General features: G+C 67.8%; 27 protein-coding genes. 15 read left to right on the top strand and 12 right to left on the bottom strand.

Going from position 1 to position 26,884, the window contains the following annotated elements:
- Positions 1 to 131: 131 nt before the first annotated feature.
- The 4 genes from IB278_RS09975 to eat all read right to left on the bottom strand — a co-directional run bounded on the left by IB278_RS09975 (position 132) and on the right by eat (position 5,085).
- Positions 132 to 1,391, bottom strand: a complete 1,260-nt coding sequence (locus tag IB278_RS09975) for an HAD family hydrolase (protein WP_145744676.1) — start codon at positions 1,389 to 1,391, stop codon at positions 132 to 134.
- A gap of 85 nt (positions 1,392 to 1,476) precedes the next feature.
- Positions 1,477 to 2,259 carry an ethanolamine ammonia-lyase subunit EutC gene (gene eutC / locus IB278_RS09970; RefSeq protein ID WP_192323330.1) on the bottom strand — a complete coding sequence of 261 codons (783 nt, stop codon included), beginning with the start codon at positions 2,257 to 2,259 and terminating at the stop codon, positions 1,477 to 1,479.
- On the bottom strand, positions 2,256 to 3,650 hold the full coding sequence (locus tag IB278_RS09965; protein WP_192323329.1) for an ethanolamine ammonia-lyase subunit EutB: 1,395 nt from the start codon (positions 3,648 to 3,650) through the stop codon (positions 2,256 to 2,258). The genes eutC and IB278_RS09965 overlap by 4 nt, the downstream gene beginning before the upstream one ends.
- 13 nt (positions 3,651 to 3,663) lie before the next feature.
- On the bottom strand, positions 3,664 to 5,085 hold the full coding sequence (gene eat, locus IB278_RS09960; protein ID WP_192323328.1) for an ethanolamine permease: 1,422 nt from the start codon (positions 5,083 to 5,085) through the stop codon (positions 3,664 to 3,666).
- Positions 5,086 to 5,239: 154 nt separating this feature from the next.
- On the opposite strand from eat, the gene IB278_RS09955 reads away from it, so the two are divergent.
- Positions 5,240 to 5,617 carry an FKBP-type peptidyl-prolyl cis-trans isomerase gene (locus tag IB278_RS09955; RefSeq protein ID WP_370878910.1) on the top strand — a complete coding sequence of 126 codons (378 nt, stop codon included), beginning with the start codon at positions 5,240 to 5,242 and terminating at the stop codon, positions 5,615 to 5,617.
- Between the two features lie 39 nt (positions 5,618 to 5,656).
- Here the strand turns inward: IB278_RS09955 and IB278_RS09950 are convergent, their stop codons facing one another.
- Entirely contained in the window at positions 5,657 to 6,409 is a 753-nt protein-coding gene (locus tag IB278_RS09950) for a glucose 1-dehydrogenase (protein WP_145744684.1), read from the bottom strand.
- 125 nt (positions 6,410 to 6,534) lie between these two features.
- On the opposite strand from IB278_RS09950, the gene IB278_RS09945 reads away from it, so the two are divergent.
- Complete coding sequence (locus IB278_RS09945) at positions 6,535 to 7,452, top strand: LysR family transcriptional regulator (protein ID WP_192323327.1); 918 nt, start codon at positions 6,535 to 6,537, stop codon at positions 7,450 to 7,452.
- A gap of 13 nt (positions 7,453 to 7,465) precedes the next feature.
- Here the strand turns inward: IB278_RS09945 and IB278_RS09940 are convergent, their stop codons facing one another.
- The 3 genes from IB278_RS09940 to IB278_RS09930 all read right to left on the bottom strand — a co-directional run bounded on the left by IB278_RS09940 (position 7,466) and on the right by IB278_RS09930 (position 11,763).
- The gene (locus tag IB278_RS09940) at positions 7,466 to 9,064 is read right to left on the bottom strand and encodes a glucan biosynthesis protein (RefSeq protein WP_145744688.1); all 1,599 of its coding nucleotides are present in this window, start codon (positions 9,062 to 9,064) and stop codon (positions 7,466 to 7,468) included.
- A 216-nt stretch (positions 9,065 to 9,280) separates the two neighbouring features.
- Positions 9,281 to 10,138 (bottom strand): class I SAM-dependent methyltransferase, encoded by an 858-nt coding sequence (locus IB278_RS09935; RefSeq protein WP_192323326.1) that lies wholly within the window; start codon positions 10,136 to 10,138, stop codon positions 9,281 to 9,283.
- Between the two features lie 116 nt (positions 10,139 to 10,254).
- Positions 10,255 to 11,763: a CoA-acylating methylmalonate-semialdehyde dehydrogenase gene (locus IB278_RS09930; RefSeq protein WP_192323325.1), complete on the bottom strand. Its 1,509-nt coding sequence runs from the start codon at positions 11,761 to 11,763 to the stop codon at positions 10,255 to 10,257.
- A gap of 103 nt (positions 11,764 to 11,866) precedes the next feature.
- Between IB278_RS09930 and IB278_RS09925 the strand changes: the two genes are divergently transcribed.
- A complete protein-coding gene (locus IB278_RS09925; RefSeq protein ID WP_192323324.1) occupies positions 11,867 to 12,811 on the top strand; it encodes a LysR family transcriptional regulator in 945 nt (314 codons plus the stop codon).
- Between the two features lie 36 nt (positions 12,812 to 12,847).
- Here the strand turns inward: IB278_RS09925 and IB278_RS09920 are convergent, their stop codons facing one another.
- On the bottom strand, positions 12,848 to 13,759 hold the full coding sequence (locus IB278_RS09920) for a LysR family transcriptional regulator (RefSeq protein WP_145744696.1): 912 nt from the start codon (positions 13,757 to 13,759) through the stop codon (positions 12,848 to 12,850).
- 114 nt (positions 13,760 to 13,873) lie between these two features.
- Between IB278_RS09920 and IB278_RS09915 the strand changes: the two genes are divergently transcribed.
- The 4 genes from IB278_RS09915 to IB278_RS09900 are packed head-to-tail and all read left to right on the top strand — an operon-like array spanning position 13,874 to position 17,426.
- Positions 13,874 to 15,049: a CaiB/BaiF CoA transferase family protein gene (locus IB278_RS09915; RefSeq protein ID WP_145744698.1), complete on the top strand. Its 1,176-nt coding sequence runs from the start codon at positions 13,874 to 13,876 to the stop codon at positions 15,047 to 15,049.
- On the top strand, positions 15,046 to 16,029 hold the full coding sequence (locus IB278_RS09910; RefSeq protein WP_192323323.1) for a hydroxymethylglutaryl-CoA lyase: 984 nt from the start codon (positions 15,046 to 15,048) through the stop codon (positions 16,027 to 16,029). The genes IB278_RS09915 and IB278_RS09910 overlap by 4 nt, the downstream gene beginning before the upstream one ends.
- Positions 16,026 to 16,406: a VOC family protein gene (locus IB278_RS09905; protein WP_145744702.1), complete on the top strand. Its 381-nt coding sequence runs from the start codon at positions 16,026 to 16,028 to the stop codon at positions 16,404 to 16,406. The genes IB278_RS09910 and IB278_RS09905 overlap by 4 nt, the downstream gene beginning before the upstream one ends.
- A 48-nt stretch (positions 16,407 to 16,454) precedes the next feature.
- Complete coding sequence (locus IB278_RS09900; protein ID WP_145744704.1) at positions 16,455 to 17,426, top strand: Bug family tripartite tricarboxylate transporter substrate binding protein; 972 nt, start codon at positions 16,455 to 16,457, stop codon at positions 17,424 to 17,426.
- A gap of 4 nt (positions 17,427 to 17,430) precedes the next feature.
- Here IB278_RS09900 and IB278_RS09895 read toward each other — a convergent pair whose 3' ends face one another.
- Both IB278_RS09895 and IB278_RS09890 read right to left on the bottom strand, forming a co-directional pair.
- A complete protein-coding gene (locus tag IB278_RS09895) occupies positions 17,431 to 17,577 on the bottom strand; it encodes a hypothetical protein (protein WP_192323322.1) in 147 nt (48 codons plus the stop codon).
- A 111-nt stretch (positions 17,578 to 17,688) separates the two neighbouring features.
- Positions 17,689 to 18,255 (bottom strand): LuxR C-terminal-related transcriptional regulator, encoded by a 567-nt coding sequence (locus IB278_RS09890; RefSeq protein WP_192323321.1) that lies wholly within the window; start codon positions 18,253 to 18,255, stop codon positions 17,689 to 17,691.
- 103 nt (positions 18,256 to 18,358) lie between these two features.
- Between IB278_RS09890 and IB278_RS09885 the strand changes: the two genes are divergently transcribed.
- From IB278_RS09885 to IB278_RS09870, 4 genes are all read left to right on the top strand, one after another.
- Positions 18,359 to 19,162, top strand: a complete 804-nt coding sequence (locus IB278_RS09885) for a CoA transferase subunit A (RefSeq protein WP_145744709.1) — start codon at positions 18,359 to 18,361, stop codon at positions 19,160 to 19,162.
- 1 nt (position 19,163) lies between these two features.
- Complete coding sequence (locus IB278_RS09880) at positions 19,164 to 19,802, top strand: 3-oxoacid CoA-transferase subunit B (RefSeq protein WP_145744711.1); 639 nt, start codon at positions 19,164 to 19,166, stop codon at positions 19,800 to 19,802.
- An 81-nt stretch (positions 19,803 to 19,883) separates the two neighbouring features.
- A complete protein-coding gene (locus IB278_RS09875) occupies positions 19,884 to 21,269 on the top strand; it encodes a CoA transferase (RefSeq protein ID WP_192323320.1) in 1,386 nt (461 codons plus the stop codon).
- A 28-nt stretch (positions 21,270 to 21,297) separates the two neighbouring features.
- Positions 21,298 to 21,630 carry a hypothetical protein gene (locus tag IB278_RS09870; protein WP_145744713.1) on the top strand — a complete coding sequence of 111 codons (333 nt, stop codon included), beginning with the start codon at positions 21,298 to 21,300 and terminating at the stop codon, positions 21,628 to 21,630.
- A 10-nt stretch (positions 21,631 to 21,640) separates the two neighbouring features.
- Here IB278_RS09870 and IB278_RS09865 read toward each other — a convergent pair whose 3' ends face one another.
- The gene (locus IB278_RS09865; protein WP_192323319.1) at positions 21,641 to 22,537 is read right to left on the bottom strand and encodes a LysR family transcriptional regulator; all 897 of its coding nucleotides are present in this window, start codon (positions 22,535 to 22,537) and stop codon (positions 21,641 to 21,643) included.
- 139 nt (positions 22,538 to 22,676) lie between these two features.
- On the opposite strand from IB278_RS09865, the gene IB278_RS09860 reads away from it, so the two are divergent.
- Genes IB278_RS09860 through IB278_RS09845 form a run of 4 tightly spaced genes read left to right on the top strand, consistent with a single transcriptional unit; the run spans position 22,677 to position 26,884 of the window.
- A complete protein-coding gene (locus IB278_RS09860) occupies positions 22,677 to 24,200 on the top strand; it encodes a CoA-acylating methylmalonate-semialdehyde dehydrogenase (protein WP_145744716.1) in 1,524 nt (507 codons plus the stop codon).
- Positions 24,197 to 24,589, top strand: a complete 393-nt coding sequence (locus IB278_RS09855) for a lysozyme inhibitor LprI family protein (protein ID WP_192323318.1) — start codon at positions 24,197 to 24,199, stop codon at positions 24,587 to 24,589. Before IB278_RS09860 ends, IB278_RS09855 begins: the two co-directional genes overlap by 4 nt.
- The gene (locus IB278_RS09850; RefSeq protein WP_192323317.1) at positions 24,586 to 25,740 is read left to right on the top strand and encodes an acyl-CoA dehydrogenase family protein; all 1,155 of its coding nucleotides are present in this window, start codon (positions 24,586 to 24,588) and stop codon (positions 25,738 to 25,740) included. The genes IB278_RS09855 and IB278_RS09850 overlap by 4 nt, the downstream gene beginning before the upstream one ends.
- 28 nt (positions 25,741 to 25,768) lie before the next feature.
- Positions 25,769 to 26,884, top strand: a complete 1,116-nt coding sequence (locus IB278_RS09845) for an enoyl-CoA hydratase/isomerase family protein (protein ID WP_192323316.1) — start codon at positions 25,769 to 25,771, stop codon at positions 26,882 to 26,884.

The following is a 26,884-nucleotide window of genomic DNA, read 5'->3' as shown; positions in this document are numbered from 1 at the left end:
CCCGCGGCCCACGCGACTGGCGCAGCCAATGCCAGGAACACCGCGGAGCCGGCTTCGCCGGGCCGCTGGTGTTGCCCCCGGTGAGGGGGAGGGAGAAGCGACACGAAGTGCGCGAAGCCTGGGGATGAGCCTTATTTCAGTGCCTTGCCCTGGGTTGCGCCGAGCGGCGTGTGCAGCTGTGAAGCCACCCACTGGCCGGTGTTGTCGTCGCGGCCCTGCAGCAGGTAGCGCGTGTCGGGCTTGCCGTAGTTCTGCACCGCCATGGCCGAGAACTTGCCGATGTCGGTCTTGGGGTCGCGCAGGCGGTTCACGATCAGCACCTTCTTCGTGTCGGCGAAGTCGGCCATCATGTTCTGGTCGCCCTCGCTGTCGCCGGCAATGAAGCTCGGGCCGTAGCCGTACTTGCTGACCAGGAAGCGCTGGATGTTCTTGGTCTTGCCGGGGCCCTGGGTCTGGTCGTAGCCGTGGCGGTACTCGGGCTGGATCACGCCGTTGGCGTCGCGCTCCAGCTCCATTGCCAGCACGCGCTCGGGCGGGTTGTTGTAGCCGAAGGCGGGGTTCGAGGAAATCTCCTTGATCACGTCGACGAAGGAGGCCGAGCACACCCACACGTCGAAGCCTGCGTTGCGGAACGCGGCATACAGCTCCTGCATCTCGGGCTGCAGCCGCAGGCCGTTCTTCCAGCTGACCGAGACCACGCCGGCCTGGCCCGGCAGCGCGGCCGGCGAGGTCCATTTCACCTTGGCCACGGGCTCCTTCAGCTGCCAGGCCACGGTGGCGGCCGTGAGCTTGCGCACCTGGGCTTCGGTCATGCCGGCGAAGAGGTAGGTGACCCAGGGGTAGGCGGTGTCGTGGTCGAAGGTGTCGCCGATGGCTTCGTAGAGAAAGCGCACCTTGGTGGTGAAGGCGATGTAGTGCGGGCTCAGCTTCACCGCGGCCAGCGGCTGGCTGCCCTTGAGGCCGCTGTAGTTCTGGTAGAGCCAGGTGTAGCTGGCCACGATGTCGGGCACCACGCGGTCGATGTTGACCGGCTGGCCGGCCGCATTGTTGTAGGCGGGAAGAAAGTCCTTCTTCGGGATGTTCTTGCGCAGCGCCACCTCGAGCTGCGCGGGCGTGGCGCCGAAGACCAGGTTCTCGAGCTGGTAGATCAGCGAGGCTTCCTCGATGTCGAGGAACACGCTGGTGTTGTCCCAGTCGAAAACCACATAGGGCGGCCTGGCCGCGTTGTAGCCCGGGCTCGACTTGCCGAGGCTGGCGATCAGGCCTTCGATCTGCGCCCGGTTGAAGGCGTCCCAGTGGCCGGTGTTCAGGCGCTGGGAAGGCACGCTGGCGCAGCCGGTGGCGACGAGCGCCGCGGCCAGGGGGGTGAGAAGGACGAGTCGGCGTTGCATTGTTTTTGACCTTGTACTTGTGCAGGGATGAACCAGGCCGCGAGCGTACGGAACGCTCGTGACAATTTGGCAAGGGGCTTGGCGCTCAGCGCGGCAGCGGTGTCGCCTGGCGTGATTCGAGCACCGCGAGATCGCTCTCGTCCTTGAGCCCGACGCCGGTCAGCCCCCGGCGTAACGCCTCACGCATCAGCCATGCCAGCTTGAACGCGGCGGCTTCGCAGGGCAGGCCTTCGGGGCGCACGTTCGAGATGCAGTTGCGCTCGGCGTCGTGGCGGCCGCGCTTGGGCGAATGGGTCAGGTAGATGCCGAGGCTGTCCGGCGAACTGAGCCCCGGGCGCTCGCCGATCAGCATCACCGAGAGCGCGGCGCCGAACAGCTCGCCGACCTCGTCGGCCAGCGCCACGCGCGCCTGGGTGGCGATGACCACGGGAGAGAAGCGCGTCTCGGGCGGCAGCTGCGCGCGCAGCGCGGCCAGCAGCGGCGCGGCATGGCGCGCCACGGCGAGCGAGGAAAGGCCGTCGCCGACGACGAGGCACACATCGCAATCGCTTGTCGCGGCGGTTCGCAGGCGCTGCGCATCCGCGGGGTCGAGCTGGCGGCCGAGGTCGGGGCGGCGCAGGTAGGTGGTGCGGTCTTCGGCGCGGCTGCGTACCCGCATCACCTGCCAATGCTGTTGTTGCAGCGTGGCTTCGAGTGCATCGACGTCGAGCGCCGCATGGATCGCATCGCGCGCCATCGCATGGGCCCAGCCGAAGCGCAGCGTCTCGTCGGTCGGCATGCCGGCGCCGGCGCGGCCCAGCGCGAGGCGCGCGGGGGTGGCCGAACGCCATTGCGCCCAGGGATTCGGCGTGACGGCGTCCTTGCTCATGACCCAAGCGCGGCGAGCCCGCTCATGTCCGCCAGCAGGCGGTTGGCCGAAGGCGGCGCGAGTTGTCCCGCGGCATCGGTGATCTGCATGCGCTGCAGCCAGGCCTCGAACTCAGGGGCACGCTTCAGGCCCAGCGTCTGGCGCAGGAACAGCGCGTCGTGGAACGAGGTGCTCTGGTAGTTGAGCATCACGTCGTCGGCGCCCGGAATGCCCATGATGAAGTTGATGCCCGCGGTGCCCAGCAGCACCAGCAGGTTGTCCATGTCGTCCTGGTCGGCCTCGGCATGGTTGGTGTAGCAGATGTCGCAGCCGATGGGCAGGCCCAGCAGCTTGCCGCAGCAATGGTCTTCGAGGCCGGCGCGGATGATCTGCTTGCCGTCGTACAGGTATTCAGGCCCGATGAAGCCGACCACCGTGTTGATGAGCAGCGGCTTGTAGCGCCGCGCCAGCGCATAGGCGCGCACCTCGCAGGTCTGCTGGTCGACGCCGAAGTTGGCATTGGCCGACAGCGCGCTGCCCTGGCCGGTCTCGAAATACATCACGTTGTTGCCGACCGTGCCCCGGTTCAGTGCCAGTGCCGCGGCATAGGCTTCGTCCAGCAGCTCGGGCGTCACGCCGAAGGACAGGTTCGCCTTCTCGGTGCCCGCGATCGACTGGAACACCAGGTCCACCGGCGCGCCGGCCTCCGCGAGCTTGAGCGTGTTGGTCACGTGCGTGAGCACACAGCTCTGGGTGGGGATCTCGAAGCGCTGGATCACCTCGTCGAGCATGTGCAGCAGGCGGCCGAGTACCTGCATGCTGTCGGACACCGGGTTGAGGCCGATCACCGCGTCGCCCGCGCCGTAGAGCAGCCCGTCGAGCGTGGAGGCCGCCACGCCGCGCAGATCGTCGGTCGGGTGGTTGGGCTGCAGGCGCACGGCCAGGTGGCCGGGCAGGCCGATGGTGTCGCGGAAGCGCGTGACCACGCTGCATTTTTTGGCGACCGACACCAGGTCCTGGTTGCGCATGAGCTTGGACACGGCTGCCACCATCTCGGGCGTGAGGCCCGGTGCCAGTGCCGTCAGCGCGTCGGTGGTGGCCTGCTCCGAAAGCAGCCAGTTGCGGAAGTCGCCGACCGTGAGGTGGGCCACCGGCGCAAAGGCCTGCGCATCATGGGTGTCGATGATGAGACGCGTGATGTTGTCGCTCTCGTAGGGAATCAGCGCTTCGCTCAGGAACTGCCTGAGCGGCGTTTCGGCCAGCACGTGGCGCGCCGCCATGCGCTGCTGCGCGGTGGCCGCGCCGATTTCCGCCAGGTAGTCGCCCGAGCGCGCCGGGCTGGCCACGGCCATGACCTGCTTCAGGTCGTCGAAGGCGAAGACCTGGCCGGCGATGGTGGTGCGGTAGCGCATCTTTCCTTCCTCTTCACAGAGTGCGCGTTGAGGAAAGCATCTCGTCGGGCGCCGCCGCCTTGCGCTGCGCCGAGGTCAGCAGGAAGTAGCCGTAGGCCAGGGCCATCAGCACCACGAACAGCAGCGTGAGCATGGCGTTGAACCAGACCATGGCACCCAGGCAGACCACCCCGAGCCCGAGCGCAATCGCCGGAAACACCGGATAGAAGGGCGCGCGGTAGGTGCGCAGCAGGCCGGGCTCGCTGCGGCGCAGCTTGAAGAGCGCGGCCATCGAGATCAGGTACATCACGATGGCGCCGAGCACGGCCATGGTCACGATGTTGGCCGTGAGCGTCTGGCCGCCGAACTGCACCCACTCGTCGCTGAAGATGGCGACCACGCCGATCACGCCGCCCGCCAGCAGCGCGCGGTGCGGCGTGTCGAAGCGCGGGCTCAGGCCCGCGAAGTAGCGCGGCAGGTAGCCCGCGCGCGCCAGCGCGAAGATCTGGCGCGAATAGCCCATGATGATTCCGTGGAACGAGGCGATCAGGCCGAAGAGGCCGATCCACACCAGCATGTGCAGCCAGCCGCTGTTGTCGCCCACCACCGCCTTCATGGCCTGCGGCAGTGGGTCGTTGATGTTGGCGAGCTTGCGCCAGTCGCCCACGCCGCCGGCGAAGATCATCACGCCGAAGGCCAGCACCACCAGCGTGACGATGCCCGTGGTGTAGGCGATGGGAATGGTGCGGTGCGGATCGCGCGCTTCCTCGGCGGCCATGGCCGCGCCCTCGATGGCCAGGAAGAACCAGATCGCGAACGGTATCGACGCGAAGATGCCCGAGATGGCCGCGCCGTTGAGCACGCTGCCGCCGGCCCAGCCGTTGGCAACGAAGTTGGCCATGGTCCAGCCCGGCGTGACCACGCCCATGAACACCAGCAGCTCGACGATCGCGAGCACCGTCACGAACAGCTCGAAGGCCGCCGCAATGCCGATGCCGATCCAGTTGAGCGCGATGAAGATCACGTACGCGCCCAGCGCGAACCACTTGGGGTTGATGCCCGGGAACTGCACGTTGAGGTAGGCGCCGATGGCCAGCGCGATGGCCGGCGGCGCAAAGACGAACTCGATCAGCGTGGCAAAGCCCGCCACGAAGCCGCCGGTCGGACCGAAGGCGCGCCGCGCATAGGCAAAGGGGCCACCCGCATGCGGGATGGCGGTGGAGAGCTCGGTGAAGCTGAAGATGAAGGTGGTGTACATCGTGGCCACCAGCACCGTGGCCACCAGGAAGCCGAGCGTGCCGGCGGTGTTCCAGCCATAGCTCCAGCCAAAGTACTCGCCCGAGATGACCAGGCCCACGGCGATGCCCCAGAGCTGGACGGGGCCGAGGACCTTCTTCAGGTGGCCGGTGCCTGCGGGAACAGCGGCTGCGGCCGGCGTGACTGCGGTGGACTGCATGGGGCTTCCTCCTTTTGCGGATGTTGACAGTGCGTATCCGGCAAAGCAAGGCCCGTTCCACCGCTGGCCATAATCGTGCCTTTCCAATCTCCCGAGGTGTTCAGTGAAGTCTTCCTCTTCTTCCTTGTCTGTCTTCTGTGCCGTCCTGGTTTCTCTGTGCGCGGTGTCCTCCGCCTGGGCGCAGTCGGCACCCGTCACCACGCCGAGCGGCCTGGTCTACCAGTCGCTGAAGGAAGGCACCGGTGCATCGCCCGCCGCCACCGACGTGGTCAAGGTGCACTACCGCGGCACCTTTCCCGACAGCGGCAAGGAATTCGACAGCTCCTACAGCCGCGGCGAGCCGACCGAGTTTCCGCTCAACGGCGTGATCCCCTGCTGGACCGAAGGCGTGCAGAAGATGAAGCCGGGCGGCAAGGCCAAGCTGACCTGCCCGCCGGCCATCGCCTATGGCTCGCGCGGCGCAGGCGGCGTGATTCCGCCGAATGCCACGCTCAACTTCGAGGTCGAGCTGGTTTCCGTCAAGAAGCGCTGAACCGGAGTGCTCGGTTCGTGAGCCTGGGGCGGGGCGTGCCTATATTTGCGCCATGCCTCCGTCGACGAAGAGCTCCGCTCCGTGCACGAAGCTGCTGTCGTCGGAGGCCAGGAATACCACGGCCTTGGCGATCTCGTCGGGCGTGCCTACCCGGCCAAGTGGAATGTTCTGCGCCTGTCCCTCGATGAAGCCTTTCACCTGTTCCGCCGTGAGGCCCAGCAGGTCGTAGGCCGGGGTAGGCACCACGCCGGGACTGACCGCGTTGACTCGGATGCCGGCATCCTTCAGGTCCACCGCCCAGCTGCGCGCGAAGCTGCGCACCGCCGCCTTGGTCGCACTGTAGACGCTGAAGGCGGGCGTGCCCTTGATGCTGGTGATCGATGCGTTGAGGACGATCGACGCGCCCTTCGGCATCAGCGGCAACGCCTTCTGCACGGTAAAGAGCAGGCCGCGCACATTGGTGCCAAAGATCTTGTCGAAATGCTCTTCGGTGATCTGGCCCAGCGGCAGCAGGCTGCCGCCGCCTGCGTTCGCGAAGAGCACGTCGAGTCGGCCCTTTTGTTCCTTGATGGCGGCATAGAGCCGATCGAGATCGGCGGTCTTCGACACGTCGCCGAGCACGCCGGTCACGTTGCGGCCGATGGTTTTGACGGCTGCGTCGAGCTCGGCCTGGCGGCGGCCGGTGATGAACACGTGGGCGCCTTCGGCCACGAAGCGTTGCGCGGTGGCAAGGCCGATGCCGCTGGTGCCGCCGGTGACGAGGGCGATCTTGTCGCTGAGCTTGAGGGTCATGGTTTCCTTCTTCCTTGATGGCTGCAATGCAGCGTTGACGACGGAACGAAGTTTGGGCGCGACCCGCTCGCGGACCAAGACGCCTCGAGGGATATGTTTATTCACGAATCACTAATAATCCAGCGATGGACCAGATCACCGCCATGCGCGTCTTCGCCAGGGTGGTCGAGGCGGGCACCTTCACCCGCGCGGCCGACTCGCTGCAGATGCCCAAGCCCACCGTGACAAAAATGGTGCAGCAGCTCGAGACGCATCTGCGCGTGAAGCTGCTGCAGCGCACGACGCGGCGCGTGACGGTCACGCCCGAGGGCGCGGCGTACTACGAGCGCACCGCGCGCGTGCTGGCGGAGCTCGAAGGCATCGAATCGGACCTCACCAACGCGCAAGCCAATCCGCGCGGGCGGCTGAGGGTGGACGTCGGGTCCTCCTTTGCCAACATGATCCTGATTCCACAACTGCCGGCGTTTCATGCGCGGTATCCGGAGATCGAGCTCGAGATCGGCGTGAGCGACCGGCCCGTGAACCTGATCGGCGATGCGGTCGACTGCGTGATCCGTGCGGGCGAACTGAGCGACCAGTCGCTCGTGGCGCGCCGCATCGCGACCTTGCGCTTCGTGACCTGCGCGACGCCGGCCTATCTGGAGCGCCACGGCATGCCGAAGACGCCGGCGGACCTCGGCGACGGCACGCACCGCGTGGTGGGCTACTTCTCGTCGCTGAGCAACCGACCGATTCCGCTGCGCTATGTGCGTGGCGACGAGCGCATCGAGATCCATGGCCACACCGTGGTGGGCGTGAACGAGAGCACCGCGCACCTGACGGCCATGCTCACCGGCATGGGCGTGGCGCAGACCTTCGACGTGATGGCTGCTCCGTACCTCGCGAGCGGCGCACTCGTCGAGATGTTGCAGGGCTGGGCGCCGCCGCCGTATCCGCTGCACGTGGTGTATCCCACCAACCGGCACCTGAGCGCGAAGCTGCGGGTGCTCGTCGATTGGGCGGTGGAGCTCTTCGCGCCCTACAACCAGCCGGGCAGGCGCTGAAGTATCGGCGGCCTCAGGCTGGCTGGTACTGGAACAGCCAGGTTTCGGTCAGCGTCTTGTCGCCGGTCTTCAGGTAGAGCCGCATGTCGATCGGCTCGTTGCCTTCGGGCGTGAAGTCGAACTGTGCGCGCCAGTGGCCCGGCACACCGTTCGGCACGGCCTCGGCAAAGACGTAGGAGAACTTGCCGCGCGGCGCCGTCAGCACCAGCTCGGGCTTCACGCCGAAGGGCACGGTGGTGAGCGGCTGCCCGACGAACTCCACCATGAACTTGCGCACGCCCGGCGGGCGCGGCTGGCCGGGCTGTCCGCCGCGTCCGATGCGCGTGGCCACGCAGCGCGCGAGCGGCGAGGGAAAGGGCTCCTGATCGGTCCAGTGCAGCCGGTACTGCAGGCTGTAGCTCGCGCCCGCCTTGGCCTCGGCCTTGGGCACCCAGAAGGCGACGATGTTGTCGTGGATCTCGTCGTCGGTCGGGATCTCGATCAGCTGCACCGAGCCTTCGCCCCAGTCGCCCAGCGGCTCGATCCAGAGGCTGGGGCGCTTCTCGTAGTTGACGCCGTCCTGGTAGTTGTCGAACGCACGGTCGCGCTGCAGCAGCCCGAAACCGCGCGGCCGGGTGTCCGCAAAGGCCGAGGCGCGCGTCTGCGTCGGGTTGTTGAGCGGGCGCCAGATGCGCTCGCCCGCGCCGTTCCAGATGGCCAGGCCGTCGGAGTCGTGCACCTCGGGGCGCCAGTCGATGGCGGTGGGCTTGATGGTCTCCGAGTACCAGTACATCGAGGTGAGCGGCACCAGGCCCAGGCGCGACACGTCGCGGCGCAGGAAAACGCGTGCGTCGATGTCCATGATCACGGCCTTGCCGCGCTGCATCACGAACTTGAACACGCCCGTGACGCTCGGCCCTTCGAGCAGCGCGTAGACGGTCATCGATGTGGTGTTGTTCGCAGCCGGCGTCTCGAAGTAGAAGCGCGTGAAGGTGGGGAATTCCTCGGGCTTGTCGGGCACCGCCACGTCGAGCGCAAGGCCGCGCGCCGACAGGCCGTACTGGTAGAGCTCGCCGATCGCGCGGAAGTAGGAGGCGCCCAGGAAGGCCACCCAGTCGTTCTTCTGCCAGTCGAGCTTGCTCTGGTCGCCCAGGCGGCTTTCCTGCAGCCGGAAGCCCGCAAAGCCAGCGCCGGCTGGCAGCGCGCGCGCCGGGCTGTCGGGCGGCATCGAGAAGTACGAAGGGCTGTAGAGCACCTCGCGTGCGAAGGCGTCGCCATCGGAATTCTCTAGCACGTGCATGCGCACGGGTGTCTGGAAGAAGCGGCCGAGGTGGAAGAAGGTGACGGGAAAGGCGCCCGGGCCGTCGCGGAAGAGGGCGTTGGCCGGGTCGAACTTGATCTTGCCGTGTGCGTCGTAGTCGATCTTCTCGAGCACCTCGGGTGCGAGCGGCGCGGCCGCGGCATAGGGCTGCCCGGCCAGGCGCCTGGCCTGCGCCACGAGGCGGTCGAACGAGAAGGGCGAAGGCTGGCTCAGCTTCAGGCCGTTGGCGGCCAGTGCCTCTTCGGGCAGTCCAAGGGCGGCGAGTGCGGCGGCGGCACCACCTGCGGCAAGGAAGGATCGGCGATCAAGCATGTGTTTCTTGAGGGTTGCGGTCTTGGGAGTACGTCGTGGAGTACGAAAAGGAATGAGCGGAAGCCGATGCGGCCGGGGAAACCATCCTAATGCAGCCGGCGCCCTGGATTTTCCGCGCACAGGAGCGGCGAGCATGCCGCGGCCGCGGGGTTTGGCGCGTCAGCCAAGCTGCGCAGCGCGAGCCGGACAAGGCCGGGATTTGAGAAATTTGTGCGTTTATGTATCGGCGCTGTCATTGGCGCTGTCGGCCACGCCCAGTGCGTAGACGGCATAGAGCGGCAGGCCGAGCAGCATCAGCACCAGTGGCGCGAACAGGGTGTAGGCCAGGCCGCTGCCTTCGAGCACCCGGTAGGTGGCGTCGAGCCGCAGGCGCGGATGGGGCTGCGTCAGCTCGGCGGTCTTGCGCAGCCCCCAGTGGAACTCCGCCCCGGTGGCGCGCAGCGAGGGATGCTGCGCGGCGCGGCCCACGGCAAGCCAGCAGACCGCATCGAAGGCCAGCACCGAGCCCGCGGGCGCGCGTTCGCCGAAGGTCGCAAGCACGGCCTGCGCCTGCTGCGGCTGAAGGTACATCAGGACGCCTTCGGTGAAGAGGAAGACCGGCTGCGCCTGGCGCTTGCGCGGCAGTTCGAGCGCGTCCCACCAGCGCGGCGACGTGAGGTCGAGCTCGCGCGCATCGTGGCGCGGGTGGGTCTCGGGAATCAGCTCGCGGCGCAGCGCCATCACCTCGGGCAGGTCGGCATCCGTCATGCGCGACCTTCCGTCGTCCAGCCACTGGAAGTAGTGGCTTAGGCCGCAGCCCATGTTCACCACGCGGCCGCCCGGATGCTGCTTGAGGAACTCCTGCGCGAGGCTGCGAAAGCGCCGCGTGCGGCTCAGGATGCTGTAGATGGTGGTCCGGTCCTCGGGCAGCGGATGGCCTTCGTCGCGGATCTTCTCGAGGATCGAGGCGGCGTAGGCGTCGCGCACGGCCATCTGCGGAAACATCGCGTCGCCCGAAGCGCGCGCGGCGAGCGGGATCCGCAAGGTCGACGGCACGGCCGACAGGCTTCGCGCGGCTCTCTTGCTTGCTGTCATGGGCGCAGGCACCGGTTCATGCGCAAGTCTGGCCGCTCCCACGCCGTGGAGCAAGTCAGCCTTTCGTTAGCCCGCGGGCAGGCCGGCATGCCCCGTGCCGGCCGCCGCTGCATCTTCTACTTGGCGGTGGGCATCACGAACTCGGCGCCCTTGCCAATGCTCTCGGGCCAGCGCTGCATGATCGACTTCTGCTTGGTGTAGAAGCGAACGCCTTCCTCGCCATAGGCGTGCATGTCGCCGAACAGGCTGCGCTTCCAGCCGCCGAAGCCGTGCCATGCCATGGGCACCGGGATCGGCACGTTGATGCCGACCATGCCCACCTGGATGCGGCGGCTGAATTCGCGCGCCACGTTGCCGTCGCGCGTGAAGCAGCTCACGCCGTTGCCGAATTCATGGTCGTTGACCAGGTCGACCGCGTCCTTGAAGCTGGCCACGCGCACGCAGGAGAGCACCGGGCCGAAGATCTCTTCCTTGTAGATGCGCATCTCGGGCGTGACGTGGTCGAACAGCGTGCCGCCCATCCAGAAGCCGTCGCCGCAGCCGTCGCCAGCCTTGCTGCCATCGAACTGGCGGCCGTCGACCAGCAGCTTCGCGCCTTCTTTTTCGCCCTGGGCGATGTAGCCCGTGATGCGCTCGTGCGCCGCGCGCGTGACGATCGGGCCCATCTCGGCCGCGAGGTTCTCGCCGTCGAGCACCTTGAGCGTCTTCGTGCGCTCGACGAGCTTGGGAATGATCTTGTCGGCCACGTCGCCCACCAGCACCGCCACGCTGATGGCCATGCAGCGCTCGCCGGCCGAGCCGTAGCCCGCGCCGATCAGCGCATCCACCGTCTGGTCGATGTCGGCGTCGGGCATCACCACCATGTGGTTCTTTGCGCCGCCGAGCGCCTGCACGCGCTTGCCGTTGCGGGCGCCGGTTTCGTAGATGTAGTTGGCAATGGGCGTGGAGCCCACGAAGCTCACGGCCTTGACGTCGGGGTGCTCGAGCAGCGCATCGACCGCCACCTTGTCGCCCTGCACCACGTTGAACACGCCGTCGGGCAGGCCCGCCTCCTTCAGCAGCTCGGCCATGCGCAGCGACGGGGTCGGGTCGGTCGGGCTGGGCTTGAGCACGAAGGTGTTGCCCGCGGCAATGGCCACCGGGAACATCCACATCGGCACCATCACCGGGAAGTTGAAGGGCGTGATGCCGGCGACCACGCCGAGCGGCTGGCGCAGCGTCCAGTTGTCGATGCCGGTGGAGACTTGGTCGGTGAAGTCGCCCTTGAGCAGCTGCGGGATGCCGCAGGCGAATTCGACGATGTCGATGCCGCGCGAGACCTCGCCCTGCGCGTCGGTGAACACCTTGCCGTGCTCGGCGGTGATCATGTGCGCGAGCTCGTCCTTGTGCAGGTTCAGCAGTTCCAGGAACTTGAACATCACGCGGGCGCGGCGGATCGGCGGCGTGTCGGCCCACTTGGGGAAGGCGGCCTGTGCGGCGGCCACCGCGGCATCGACGTCGGCCTGGACGGCCAGCGCCACCTTGCCCGTGACCTTGCCGGTGGCCGGATTGGTGACGTCCTGCGTGCGGTCGGAGGTGCCGGCGGCGTGCTGGCCGCCGATGAAATGCGCGATCTGTGTGGTCATGGAGGGTCCCAGGTCAAGTGATTGCGCCAGTCTAGAAAGGGGAAGGGCGCCTGCCTAGACGCTGGAGTTGAACTGTTTGTTCGCTATAGTGAACAATCCCACCATGGATCTGCAAAAAGCCGAATCGCTCTGGATGCACCTGAACTGGCTGATCGTGCTCGGCCAGCAGGGCAGCTATACCGCCGCCGCGGCGCGCCTGGGCGTGAGCAAGGCCGCCATGAGCCAGCGCATCGCCGAGCTGGAGCGCGCCGTGGGCGTGACCCTGGTGCGCCGCACCACCCGCAGCATGCGGCTGACCGAGGCCGGACAGCAGCTGGTCGACCAGACGCGCGAGCCCTTCGAGCAGATCGCCCACAGCTTCCTGCAGGCGCGGGACCATGCGGGCGAACCACGCGGCCTGGTGCGGGTCACCGCGCCGGTGGCGCTGGGGCGGCAGCAGCTGCTGCCCAGGCTCGCCGATTTTCTGCTGGCGCATCCGTCGATCCGCATCGAGATGGAGCTTTCCGACCGGCTGAGTTCGCTGGCCACGGAAGGCTTCGACCTGGCGGTGCGGCATGCGGCATCGCCGCCCGACACGCACGTGGCCTGGCGCCTGTGCGACACGCGCTCGGTGCTGGTGGCCAGCCGGGCCTACCTGCGCCGCCGCGGCACCCCGCTGGCGCCGCCCATGCTGACCGAGCACGATTGCCTGCACTATCCGCGCGGGCAGGAAACCAACGTGTGGTCGTTCGAGCGGCGTGGCGGCCGCGCGCGCCAGGCCGAGCGCGTGACCGTGCCCATTGCCGGGCCGCTGGCGGCCAACAACAGCGAGGCGCTGCGCGACGCGGCCCAGGCGGGGCTGGGCATTGCGCTCTTGCCCGACTTCAGCGCGCAGTCGGGCCTGCAGGCGGGCAAGCTGGTCGAGGTGCTCTCCGACTGGCAGCCCACGGGCGCCTTTGCCGACCAGATCTACGCCATACGGCCTTATTCGCTGCACATTCCGCGCGCGGTCAACCTGTTCGTGAGCCATCTGCGCGAGACGCTCAAGGCGGGGTTCGAGCTGCCTTAGGGCTGATGCTTCAAGGAGACCGTTCCGGTCTCGTTTTCAGTTGGACGACGCCATCAACTGCCCCACCAGCAGCTGCGCCGCCGGCGACAAGGTCTCGCCCGTCTTGGTCGCCATCAGCAGACGGCGCACGGCCCAGGCGTCGCTGAGCCGAACCACCTTGAGGCCGAGTGCGTTCACCTGCGCCTTGCAGGCCGCGAGCGGCACCACGCCGATGCCGAGGTTGGCCGCGATCATGTGGCACATCGCATCGAAGCTGCGCACCTGCACGCGCAGTCGCATCGGAATGCCGGCCTGCTCGGCCGCGCGCGAAGTGAGTTCGAGCAGCGAGCTGCTGCGGTTCAGGCCCACGAACTCATGCGCGAGGCAGGTCTTGAAATCGGTCCGGCGGGTGCGTGCGAGCGGATGCTGCCGGGCGCACAGCACCACCAGCTCGTCGGTCTGGAACGGCGCCACGTCGAGCCCGTAGGCTGGCGTGTTCTCGGCGAACACGCCCACGTCGGCCAGGCCGTCGACCAGCGCGCGCACGATGTCGCCGCTCAGCTGTTCCTCGACCTCGACGCGGATGTCCGGGTGCTGGCCCAGGAAGGCGGCGAGCGTGGCCGGCAGGAACTCGGTGAGCGCCGACATGTTGGCCCACAGCCGCACATGGCCGCGCACCCCGCTCGAGTAGTCGCCGAGCTCGTTGCTGAACTGCTCGAAGCCCTGGAACAGCCGCATTGCATGCTGCATGGCCACGTGGCCGGCCGGGGTCAGCGCGATGCCTTGCGAGCTGCGCTCCAGCAGCTTCGATCCCGTGGCCGCCTCGAAGTCCGAAAGCCGCCGGCTGGCGGCCGAGAGCGCCAGGTGGCAGGCTTCCGCGCCCTTGGTGATGCTGCCCGACTGGGCCACGGCGCAGAACAGGCGCAGCGTGACGAAGTCGACGCGGGCGGGGTTGATGGGAACGGCCATCCGTCCATTCTAGAAAGCCTTCGCATTTTGCGAAGGCCTCCTGCCATCAAAGCAATTCCGCTCGCCGCGATCTGTTCCTAGAGTTGGGGCAACCAACCAGGAGACAGACGCAAGATGAATGCACTCGAAGGCCTCAAGGTGCTGGAGCTCGGCCAGCTCATCGCCGGCCCGTTCGCGGGCAAGACGCTCGCGGAATTCGGCGCCGACGTGATCAAGGTCGAGCCGGCCGGCGTCGGCGATCCGCTGCGCAAGTGGCGGCTGCTGCGCGAAGGCACTTCGGTGTGGTGGGAGGTGCAGTCGCGCAACAAGCGCTCGGTGTGCCTCGACCTGCGCAGCGCCGAAGGCCAGCAGGCCGTGCGCGCGCTGGCGCTGGAGGCCGACGTGCTGATCGAGAACTTCAAGCCCGGCACGCTCGAAGGCTGGGGCCTGGGCTGGGAGCAGCTGCATGCGCTCAACCCGCGGCTCATCATGCTGCGCATCTCGGGCTACGGGCAGACCGGGCCGTACCGCGACAAGCCGGGCTTCGGCGTGCTCGGCGAATCGATGGGCGGGCTGCGCTACCTGAGCGGCGAGCCGGGCCGGGTGCCGGTGCGCGTGGGCGTCTCGCTCGGCGACACGCTGGCGGCGCTGCATGGCGTGATCGGCGTGCTCACGGCGCTGCACCATCGCACGGTCCATGGCGGCGAGGGGCAATTCATCGACGTGGCGCTCTACGAGTCGGTCTTCAATGTGATGGAAAGCCTGCTGCCCGAATACGACGCGTTCGGCGCGGTGCGCGAGCGCGCCGGCAGCGCCCTGCCGGGCATTGCGCCGACCAATGCCTACAAGTGCAATGACGGCCACTACGTGCTGGTGGCGGGCAACGGCGACAGCATCTTCAGGCGGCTGATGCGCGCCATCGGCCGCGCGGACCTGGAGAACGATCCGCAGCTCGTGCACAACGATGGCCGCGTGCAGCGGGTGGAAGAGATCGATGCCGCCATCGAGGCCTGGACGCTGCAGCGCAGCCGCGACGAGGTGCTCGCGGTGCTCGATGCGGCCGGCGTGCCGGTCGGGCGCATCTACACGGTGGCCGACATCGCCACCGATCCGCAGTACCTGGCGCGCCAGATGATCGTCGAGACGGCCACCGCCGACGGCGAAATGCTCAAGGTGCCGGGCGTGGTGCCCAAGCTCAGCGCCACGCCGGGGCGCATCGCGCATCCCGCGCCGCGGCTCGGCGAACACACCGATGAGCTGCAGGGCGCGGGCTGGCCGGCGCGCCGCACCGAAGAAAGCGAGGCCGTATGAAAGAAGGCAAGGGCAAGCGGCTCTTCATCAACGAAGTGGCCACGCGCGACGGCTTCCAGATGGAGGGCCGCTTCATTCCCACCGACGACAAGATCGCGCTCGTCGATCGGCTGGGCACGCTGGGCTACGCCAAGATCGAGGTGACTTCGTTCACCTCCGCCAAGGCGATTCCGGCGCTGCGCGATGGCGAGGAAGTGATGCAGCGCATCGTGCGCCGGCCGGGCGTGGTCTATACCGCGCTGGTGCCGAACCTGCGCGGGGCCGAGCGCGCTCTGGAGAGCCGCATCGGCGAATTCAACATCGTCATGTCGGTCAGCGAGACCCACAACCTCAGCAACCTGCGCATGACGCGCGAGCAGTCGTTCGCGCAGCTGGCCGAGGTCATCGCGCTGGCCAGGCGGGCCGGCGTGCCGGTGAACGTGTCGCTCTCCTGCGTCTTCGGCTGCCCGATGGAAGGCGAGGTGCCGATGGCTGCGGTGCTGGAATGGATCGACCGCTTCGCGGCGCTGCAGGTGCAGGGCATCACGCTGTGCGACACCACGGGCATGGCTTTTCCCACGCAGGTGCAGGCCGTCTGCGAGGCCGCGATGGCGCGGCATCCCGGCCTGCAGTGGACGGCGCACTTTCACAACACGCGCGGCATGGGGCTCGCGAACACGGTGGCGGCAGTCGAGGCGGGCATCGAGCGGCTCGACATGTCGCTGGGCGGCATCGGCGGCTGCCCCTATGCACCCGGCGCCACCGGCAACGTCGCCACCGAGGACGTGGTGCACATGCTGCAATGCATGGGCTACGACACCGGCATGGATCTGGACGGCCTGATCGATGCCGCCTCGGAACTCGAAGCGCTGGTGCAGCACGAATTGCCGAGCCAGGTTTCCCGCGCCGGCCACCGGCTCACGCGGCATGCGCCGCCGGCGGATTTCAACGACATCGCGGCGCGCGCGCATGCGCGCCGGGCCAAGGAGCTGCACGCATGATCGACCATCTGGACCACCTGGTGCTCACCACCGCTCACGAGGAGGCCTGTACCCGCTTCTATGTCGACGTGATGGGCATGGCGCTGGAGACTTTCGGCGCGAACCGCAAGGCCTTCCGCTTCGGCAACCAGAAGATCAACCTGCATGTGAAGGGCCATGAGTTCGAGCCCAAGGCGCAGGTGCCGACGCCGGGCTCGCTGGACCTGTGCTTCATCGCGAGCGTGCCGCTCGAGGACGTGATCGCGCGGCTGAAGAACAATGGCGTTCCGATCCTCGAAGGCCCGGTGATGCGGACCGGCGCCACCTCGCGCATCCGATCGGTCTACGTGCGCGATCCCGACCTGAATCTCATCGAGATATCCGAGCTGGCGCCCTGACGCGCCGGCTTCGAATGCAACCCTAAAAACACCGGAGACAGACAAACCATGAAATCCACCCATCGCCTTCTGATGGCCGCAGGCCTCGTGCTGGCGGCCAGCGCGGCCAGTGCCGACACCTGGCCCTCGAAACCGATCACCTTCATCGTGCCCACCGCGCCTGCCGGGTCCACCGACATCATGGCGCGTATGGTGGCCGACCCGCTGCAGCGCGCGCTGGGCCAGCCCATCGTGGTCGACAACAGGCCCGGCGCCAGCGGCAACATCGGCACCGAGGCGGTGGCGCGCGCCGCGCCCGACGGCTACACGCTGCTGATGCAGTACTCGGGCTACCACGTCGGCAACCCCGCGCTCTTTCCGCAGATCAAGTGGAGCCCCACCAAGGACTTCGTGCCGGTGGCGCTGGTGATGCGCGCGCCGCACGTGGTCGCGGTGAGCGGCAAGCTGCCCGTGAACTCGATGAAGGAGCTGATCGATTACGGCAAGAAGAAGAAGGAGGGCGGCCTGTTCTACGCCTCGTCGGGCAACGGCTCCATCCAGCACATCGCGGGCGAGCTGCTGTCGCGTCAGGCCAGGCAGCCGATGACGCACGTGCCCTACAAGGGCTCGGGCCCGGCCATCAACGACCTGATCGCGGGCAACGTCGACATGTTCATCACCACGCCGCCCTCGGTCATCGGCCATTTCGCGGGCGGGCGCATCAAGCCGCTGGCGTACACGGGCAGCAAGCGCCATCCGTCGATGCCCGATGTGCCGACCTCGGCCGAGGCGGGGTTGCCGGGCTACGAGGTGGAGTCGTGGTTCGCGGTGTTCGCACCGGCCAGGACGCCGCCCGAGGTCGTCAACAAGCTCAGTGCGGAGATCAAGAAGATCGTCGAGAGCGAGCCGTTCCGCAAGAAGGTGGACGAGCAGGGCGCCTTCGCCACCTACATGGACCCGGCGGCGCTCGGCAAGTTCGTCGACCAGGAACTGGCGGCCTGGGCGAAGGTGATCAAGGCGGCGGACATCAAGCCCGACTGACGGGCTACGGCTTGACGCCGAGCACAGACAGGATGATGGCTGCCAGCGTGAGCGTCACGGGCAGCCGGTGGGCGGCGAGCGCATGCGCGCGTGCAACCGACAGCTTGGACGACAGCAGCAGGTTCTTCTCGGAATGAAGGGGTGTGGTCATAACGGCTCCTGAGTGACTGCGGGCGGAGTGCCCGCATGCCTCCAAGATAGCCATCGGCGAGCCCCGTGGCGCAGGCCTTTCGCCGACACCGCGTTTCCGTTTCTGCAACGATCAGCCCGCGATGAGCTTCTGCACCAGCTCCGCCGTGGTCGCCGCCGCGTACTTGCGCATCAGCCGCGCCCGGTGCAGTTCCACCGTGCGGTGGCTGATGCCCAGCGCCTTGCCGATCTCCTTCGAGGTCAGCCCGCGCATCACCTGTGCCGCCACCTCGCGCTCGCGCGGCGTGAGCTCGGCCTTGACCGCGCGGCGCGATCCCAGGTCCTCGAAGGTCCAGATGCCGGCCTCGTGCGGCGCGGCGCGGTTCATGGCGTGGCCCGTGACGTGGCACCAGAAGGTCTCGCCGGCAATGGCGCCGTGCAGGCCGCCCAGGCGCTTCATCATGCGGTTGTCGGCATAGCGGCCGCTGGCGTTCAGGAACGGTTCCATGCGCTTGCCGATGCGCTCGAACTCGACCACGCTCGGGTACAGGATGCTGAACGAATGCCCGACCAGGGCGGAGGGCGTTGCACCGAAAATCTCGCACACCCGCTCGTTGCAGGCCACGATGGTGCGGTTGCTCGACACCACCATGCCGACGGGCGCATGTTCAAAAGCCAGCCGGTAGTCGATCTCGGGCATCGGGGGTCACCATTACGAAATACTACGTATGCGACTACGTAGTATCGTTCAAGGCTTGCAAAAGGCTTTACGCCAACTCTCCACCATCCATCAAGGAGCCCGAGTGAACAAGATTTATCCCTCCGCAGACGCGGCACTCAAGGGGGTCGTGGCCGACGGGCAGACGCTCGCGGTCGGCGGCTTCGGCCTGTGCGGCATTCCCGAGGCGCTGATCGACGCGCTGCACGACTCGGGCGTCAAGGATCTCACCTGCATCTCCAACAACGCGGGTGTCGACGGCTTCGGCCTCGGCAAGCTGCTCGAGACGCGCCAGATCAAGAAGATGATCGCGTCCTACGTGGGCGAGAACAAGGAGTTCGAGCGCCAGTACCTCGCGGGCGAACTGCAGCTCGAATTCACGCCCCAGGGCACGCTGGCCGAGAAGCTGCGCGCCGGCGGCGCGGGCATTCCGGCCTTCTTCACCAAGACCGGCGTCGGCACGCAGGTGGCCGAAGGCAAGGAACTGCGCGAGTTCGACGGCGAAACCTACGTCATGGAGCGCTCGCTGGTGCCCGATGTGGCGCTGGTCAAGGCCGACGTGGCCGACAAGTCGGGCAACCTGCGCTTCCGACTCACGGCGCGCAACTTCAACCCAGCCGCCGCCATGGCCGGCAAGATCTGCATCGTCGAGGTCGAGAAGATCGTCGAGGTGGGCGAACTGGCCCCTGACGACATCCACCTGCCCGGCATCTACGTGCATCGCATCGTGCTCAACGCCAAGCCCGAGAAGCGCATCGAGAAGCGCACCGTGAGCGCCGCCGCGCCGGCCGACGCCGCGGCCGCCAAGGTCGAAGCCCAGGCCGCCATTGCGCAGGCCGCCGCCGGCAGCGAAGTGCCTGCCCCCGTCAAGAACAACAAAGGAGCCTGAGATGCCCTGGACCCAAGACCAAATGGCCGCGCGTGCGGCGCAAGAACTCGAAGACGGCTTCTACGTGAACCTGGGCATCGGCATTCCCACGCTGGTGGCCAACTTCGTCGGCGACAAGGAAGTGTGGCTGCAGAGCGAGAACGGCATGCTCGGCATCGGCCCGTTCCCGACCGAAGACCAGGTCGACGCCGACCTGATCAACGCCGGCAAGCAGACCGTGACCACCATCCCCGGCTCGGCCATCTTCGGCAGCCATGACAGCTTCGCGATGATTCGCGGCGGCAAGATCAACCTGTCGATTCTCGGCGCCATGCAGGTCAGCGTGAAGGGCGACCTCGCCAACTGGATGATCCCGGGCAAGATGGTCAAGGGCATGGGCGGCGCCATGGACCTGGTGGCCGGCGTGAAGCGCGTGATCGTGCTGATGGAGCACGTCGCCAGGAAGAAGGACGGCACCGAGGACCTCAAGATCCTCGAGAAGTGCACGCTGCCATTGACCGGTGTGGGCGTGGTCGACCGCATCATCACCGACCTGGCCGTGATGGACGTGGTGCCCGAAGGCCTCAAGGTGGTCGAGCTCGCGCCGGGCGTGAGCTTCGACGCGCTGCAGGCCAAGACCGGCGCCAAGCTGATCCAGTAGGGCGGCGGCGCAACGGCGACGAAGGGCAGGGCCGCGAGAGCGGGCCCCGCCTTTTTGCTTTGGACGTTCTGGAGAAATGAAATGAATGCGAGCGACGCCCTGGACAGCATCTGGCAGCGGGCGGGCCTGCCGCCCGAGGCCTTGCAACAAGCGCGGCTCACGGGCGAAGACCCGGTGCTGCCGTCGTCCTTCGCGGTGGGTGCGGCCGCGCAGAGCACCATCGCGGCGGCGGCACTCGCGGCCTGCGAACTGGGCCACTTGCGCGGCGCCGGGCGGCAGGAAGTGGCCGTCGACATGCGCCACGCGGCGCTCGACTGCACCGGCTGGTTCAGCCTCGACGGCCGCGTGCCCGAGCTGTGGGACAGCTTCTCCGGGCTGTACCGCTGCGCCGACGGCTGGGTGCGCATCCACGCGAACTTCGCACACCATCGCGACGGCGCGCTGCGGCTGATGAAGCTGGATCCGGCCACCGCCACGCGCGCCGAGGCCGAGGCGGCCATGGCGACGTGGCGCGCGCTCGACTTCGAAGACGCCGCCGCCGCGCAAGGCCTGGTGGCGACCGCGCTGCGCCGCTTCGACGAATGGGACGCAACGCCGCAGGGCCGGGCCATTGCGGCACAGCCGCTCTTCACGATCGAGCGCATCGGCGATGCACCGCCGCGCGTGCTGCCGCCGCTGCGCGAAGACCAGCGGCCGCTCGAGGGCCTGCGCTCGCTCGACCTGACGCGCATCCTCGCGGGCCCCGTGGGAGGCCGCGCGCTGGCGGCCTATGGCGCCGACGTGATGCTCGTCAATTCGCCGCACCTGCCCAACATCGAATCGATCGCCGACACCAGCCGCGGCAAGCTGTCGGCGCACGTGGACCTGCGCACCGAGGCGGGCCGCGCCGTGCTGCGGCAGCTCGCCGCGCAGGCCCATGTCTTCGTGCAGGGCTACCGGCCCGGCGGCATCGCGGCACTGGGTTTTGGGCCGGCGGAACTCGCGCGGCTGAGACCCGGCATCGTGTGCGTGTCGCTCACGGCCTATGGCACGCAAGGCCCGTGGGCGCATCGCCGCGGCTTCGATTCGCTGGTGCAGACCGCCATGGGTTTCAACCACGCCGAAGGCGAAGCGGCCGGCGACGGCAAGCCGAAGCCGCTGCCGATGCAGATCCTCGATGAGGCCACGGGCTACCTCATCGCCTTCGGCGCGGCCGCGGCGCTCTGGCGGCAGCAGCAGGAGGGCGGCAGCTGGCATGTGCAGGTGTCGCTGGCGCAGACGGGGCAATGGCTGCGCGGGCTCGGTCGCGTGGCTGGCGGCCTGTCGATCGCCCGGCCCGACCTGAAGCCCTATCTGGAGACCTCGGCCTCAGGCTTCGGCGAACTGACCGCGCTGCGCCACGGCGCGCAGCTGTCGCGCACGCCGGCCACATGGCCGCGTCCGTCGATGCCGCCGGGCAGCCATGCGCCGGCCTGGCCGACGTCCTAGCGGCCCCGGGCAATGAGAAACTTGGCGCATGCAGACGACGAACAGATACGAAGGAAGGCCGTTGCTGCGGCTGGTGGATTGCCTGGTGCTGGACGCCATCGACCAGCTCGACGACGCCAAGCGCGCCAAGCTCGAGGCGCTGGAGCCCACGCTCGCCCAGACCTTCAATGCGAGCGGCACCTGGCAGGAGATGGTCGGCACCCAGATGGGCTTTGCCGATGACGTGCAGGACCAGATCCGGCAGTTCTGGCGCAGCTACCTCGACCGGGCAGAAGAGCAGCAGCTGCGCGCGGACCCGCAGGAGTTCGTGATCGAGTTCGTGGCGCTGAATTTTCCGGACCTCGCGCCGCCGCGGCGCTGATTCTTCGGCGTCATGCGGGCGCGGGCAGCAGCAGTTGCCGCTGTGCCTGCACCGTCTCGCGCAGGAACTCCCACACCGCCTGCATCCGCACCAGGTGCTTGGTCTCCGCCGGCATCGACATCCAGAACGTGCGCGTGAAGTTCGCCTGCCCCGGCAGCACGGGCTTGAGCGCGCCGTCGTTCTCCGCGATGAAGGCCGGCAGCACCGCGATGCCCGCGCCCGCCAGCACCGCGCGGTGCTGCGCGAGCACGCTGGTGCTGCGCAGCGCGAAGGCATCGGGGCGGTGCAGTTCGTCCAGGTACTGCAGCTCCTTGCTGAAGAGCAGGTCGTCCACGTAGCTGATGAAGATGTGGCCGCGCAAGTCTTCGCGTGTCTTGATGGGCTTGTGCGCGGCCAGGTACTTCTTCGACGCATAGAGCCTGAGCGTGTAGTCGGTGAGCTTGGTCACGACCACCGGTCCGCGCGCCGGCCGCTCGAGCGAGATCACGATGTCGGCCTCGCGCCGCGACAGGTGCACCAGCCGCGGCATCGCGAGCAGGTCGATGGTGAGCTTGGGATGCTGCTGCGCGAAAAGCGCCAGCTGCGGTGCCAGCACCACGGTGCCGAAGCCCTCGGTCGCGCCGATGCGGATCAACCCCGACAGCCCCTCCTGGGAGGCCGGTGCGGTGCTCTCCACCGCCTGGAACGCGCTTTCCATGGCCTCGACCTGCGGCTGCAGCTTGCGGCCCGCCTCGGTGAGCCGGTGGCCACCCGACTCGCGCGAGAAAAGCGGCGCGCCCACTTCCTTTTCGAGCGCTTGGATGCGCCGCGCCACCGTGGTGTGGTCCACCTCCAGCCGGCGCGCGGCGCTCATCAGCGTGCCCGAGCGGGCCAGTTCCAGAAAGTAGCGGAGGTTGTCCCAGTCCATGTGTTCGCGTGTTCTTGGGTGGGCTCTGCATTTTTGCAAAGCAATGGCGCATATTTGTCTATTGTCATGGCAAATCTGCAAAGCTAGGATGCGTGTTGAACCTGCATGCAGGCCCCGTATTCACAGGAGACAAAACCCCATGGACGCCACCACCACCCCCAAGACCCAGGTCGCCACCGTCAAACTGCTGATCGGCGGCAAATTCGTTGAATCCAAGACCAGCGAATGGCGCGACATCGTCAACCCGGCCACGCAGGAAGTGCTGGCCCGCGTGCCGTTTGCCACGCAGGCCGAGCTCGATGCCGCCGTGGCTTCCGCCAAGGACGCCTTCAAGACCTGGCGCAAGACGCCTATCGGCGCGCGTGCCCGCATCTTCCTGAAGTACCAGCAGCTCATTCGCGAGAACATGGGCGAGCTGGCCGCCATCCTCACCGCCGAGCAGGGCAAGACGCTGCCGGACGCCGAGGGCGACGTGTTCCGCGGCCTCGAAGTGGTGGAGCATGCCGCGAGCATCGGCAACCTGCAGCTCGGCGAGCTGGCCAACAACGTGGCCAACGGCGTCGACACCTACACGCTGCTGCAGCCGCTGGGCGTGTGCGCCGGCATCACGCCGTTCAACTTCCCGGCCATGATTCCGCTGTGGATGTTCCCGATGGCCATCGTCACCGGCAACACCTTCGTGCTGAAGCCCTCGGAGCAAGACCCGATGGTCACGATGCGCCTCGCCGAACTGGCGCTCGAGGCCGGCATTCCGCCCGGCGTGCTGAACGTGGTGCATGGCGGCGAAGCGGTGGTCAACGGCATCTGCGACCACAAGGACATCAAGGCCATCAGCTTCGTCGGCTCGACCAAGGTCGGCACGCACGTCTACAACCGCGCCACGCTGGCCGGCAAGCGCGTGCAATGCATGATGGGCGCGAAGAACCACGCCATCGTGATGCCCGACGCCAACAAGGAGCAGACGCTCAACGCACTGGCCGGCGCGAGCTTCGGCGCGGCCGGCCAGCGCTGCATGGCGGTGTCGGTGGCGGTGCTGGTGGGCGAGGCGCGCAACTGGGTGCCCGAACTCATCGAGAAGGCCAAGACGCTGAAGATCGGCGCGGGCACCGAGAAGGGCGTGGACGTGGGACCGCTGGTTTCCTGTGCAGCCTACGACCGTGTCAACCATCTCATCGAACGCGGCGTGGCCGACGGCGCCAAGCTGGAGCTCGACGGCCGCAAGCCCACGGTGCCCGGCTACGAGAAGGGCAACTTCGTGGGCCCGACGATCTTTTCGGGCGTGAAGCCCGGCATGACGATCTATGACCAGGAAGTGTTCGGGCCCGTGCTCTGCGTGGCCGATGCAGAGAACATCGACGAGGCCATCGAGCTGATCAACAGCAACCCGAACGGCAACGGCACGGCGATCTTCACGCAGTCGGGCGCCGCGGCGCGCCGCTTCCAGGAAGACATCGACGTGGGCCAGGTCGGCATCAACGTGCCGATCCCGGTGCCGGTGCCGATGTTCTCGTTCACCGGTTCGCGCGCATCGAAGCTCGGCGACCTGGGCCCGTACGGCAAGCAGGTCATCATGTTCTACACGCAGACCAAGACCGTGACGGCACGCTGGTTCGACGACAGCACCGTCTCGCACGGCGTCAACACCACGATCAGTCTCAAGTGAGCCGCGCGTTCTGCGCTGTCGCGGCATCGGCCGTGCTGCTCCTGCTCGCCGCCGGCGCGCATGCGGCCGATGATGCAAACCCGCTGGATTGCAGGCCCGACGGCAACCAGCAGCAGATGAACGCTTGCGCGGTGCGCGACTTTCGCGCCGCCGACGCCGCGCTCAACATCCGCTACGGCGAGGTGATGAAGACGCTCCCGCCGCAAATGCGCGTCGCGCTGCGCACCGAGCAGCGCGCCTGGCTCAAGGGCCGCGACCCCTCTTGCAAGCGGGCCTCGAAAGCGAGCGAAGGCGGCTCCATCTGGCCGCTGGTGTTCAATTCATGTCTGGAGGAATCGACCCGGAAACGGACGGCCGAGCTGGACCACTGGAAGGGTCGCGAACAATGAACTTCGAATTGTCCGAAGAGCAGAACGCCTTTGCGCAGACCGCACGCGATTTTGCGCAGGCCGAATTCGCACCGCATGCGGCACGGTGGGACGCCGAGGCCATCTTCCCGAAGGAGGCCATCGCCAAGGCTGGCGAGCTGGGCTTCTGCGGGCTCTATGCGCCCGAGCGCATCGGCGGCCTCGGGCTGCCGCGGCTCGATGCTGCGCTGGTGTTCGAGGAGATGGCCGCGGTCGACCCCTCGACCACGGCCTTCATCACGATCCACAACATGGCGACCTGGATGCTCGGCACCTGGGCGACCGACGCGGTGGCGCAGCAATGGGGCGAAGAGCTCACGAGCGGGCGCAAGCTGGCTTCCTACTGCCTCACCGAGCCGGGCGCCGGGTCGGACGCGGGCTCGCTCAAGACGCGCGCCGAGCTGCAGGGCGCCGGGTACGTGATCAACGGCGGCAAGGCCTTCATCTCGGGCGCCGGGTCGACCGACGTGCTGGTGCTCATGGCGCGCACGGGCGGCGCGGGCGCCAGCGGCATCTCGGCCTTTGCGGTGCCGGCCGACGCGCCGGGCGTGAGCTACGGCAAGAAGGAGCACAAGATGGGCTGGAACAGCCAGCCCACGCGCACCATCAGCTTCGACAACGTGCGCGTGCCGGCCGAGAACCTGCTGGGCAAGGAAGGCGAGGGCTTTCGCATCGCGATGAAGGGGCTCGATGGCGGGCGCATCAACATCGCGACCTGCTCGGTGGGCGCGGCGCAGGGCGCGCTCGATGCGGCGCGCCGCTACCTGCACGAGCGCCAGCAGTTCGGCCAGCCGATCGCGAGCTTCCAGGCCCTGCAGTTCAAGCTGGCCGACATGGCGACGGAACTGGTCGCCGCGCGGCAGATGGTGCGGCTCGCGGCAAGCAAGCTCGATGCGGGCCATGCCGATGCCAGCACCTACTGCGCCATGGCCAAGCGCTTTGCGACCGATGCGGGCTTCAACGTCTGCAACGATGCGCTGCAATTGCACGGCGGCTACGGCTACCTGAGCGAGTTTCCGCTCGAGCGGCTGGTGCGCGATACCCGCGTGCACCAGATCCTCGAAGGCACCAACGAGATCATGCGCGTGATCGTTGCGCGAAAATTGCTGGAAGGGGACAGCGATATCCGCTGAAGCCCCGCATCCAGAACCTCTCAAGACAATGACCGACTCCGTAGTTCTCTTCGACGAAATCAAGACCGCCGGCGGCAAGCGCTTTGCCACCGCCACGCTCAACGCACCCGCTTCGCTCAACGCGCTGTCGGTGGACATGGTGCGCCTGCTCACGCCTCGGCTGCGCGAATGGGCGAAGGACGACGGCATCGTCGGTGTGCTGCTGCAGGCGGCCGGCGAGAAGGCCTTCTGCGCCGGCGGCGACCTGCGCCAGCTGTACCAGACGCTGCTCGAGTGCGGCCCCGCGCGCAACACCTACGCCGAAGACTTCTTCCGCGAGGAATACGAGCTCGACTACCTGATCCACACCTTTCCCAAGCCCTTCCTCTGCTGGGGCCACGGCATCGTGATGGGCGGCGGCGTCGGGCTGATGGCGGGCTGCTCGCACCGCGTGGTCACCGCGCAGAGCCGCGTTGCCATGCCCGAGATCAGCATCGGCCTGTACCCCGACGTGGGCGGCAGCTGGTTCCTGCGCCGCACGCCGGGCCGCACGGGCCTGTTCCTGGCGCTCACGGCCGCCAACCTCAATGCGGCCGACGCGATCTTCTGCGGCTTGGCCGACGTGCTGGTGCCGCATGAGCGCAAGGGCCAGGTGTTCGAAGCGATTGCCGCCGCGCACTGGCGCGGCGAGCAAAAGGCCGACCGCGCCGAGCTTTCGCGCATCCTCGCGCGCGCCGGCGAGGGCGCCGAGATGCCGCCCTCCAAGGTGCGCGAACACTACGACACCATCAACGCGCTGATGGCCGGCGACGACCTGCTCGACATCGCTGGTCGCCTGCGCAGCCTGCAGAGCGACGATGCCTGGCTGCAGTCCGCCGCCAAGACCTTCGCCAAGGGCGCACCCAGCTCTGCGGCGCTGAGCTTCGAGCTCTGGCAGCGCGTGCACCACATGTCGCTGGCCGAGGTGTTCCGGCTCGAATACTGGGCCTCGCTCGGCTTCTGCGCGCACAAGGACTTTGCCGAGGGCATCCGCGCGGTGCTCATCGACAAGGACCGCAATCCGCGCTGGAACCCCGCCGCCCTCGAAGAGATCACGCCCGCCTTCATCGAGGACCACCTGCGCCCGCGCGGCCAGATGCCCGCGGAGCTGGCCGCGCTGGCCTGA

Origin of the sequence: Variovorax sp. VRV01 (assembly GCF_014852545.1) — a bacterium.
In the GTDB taxonomy this organism is placed as follows: Bacteria; Pseudomonadota; Gammaproteobacteria; order Burkholderiales; family Burkholderiaceae_C; genus Variovorax; species Variovorax beijingensis_A.
Note: the sequence above shows the minus strand (reverse complement) of the source record. Positions and strands in the feature narration are given on the sequence as shown.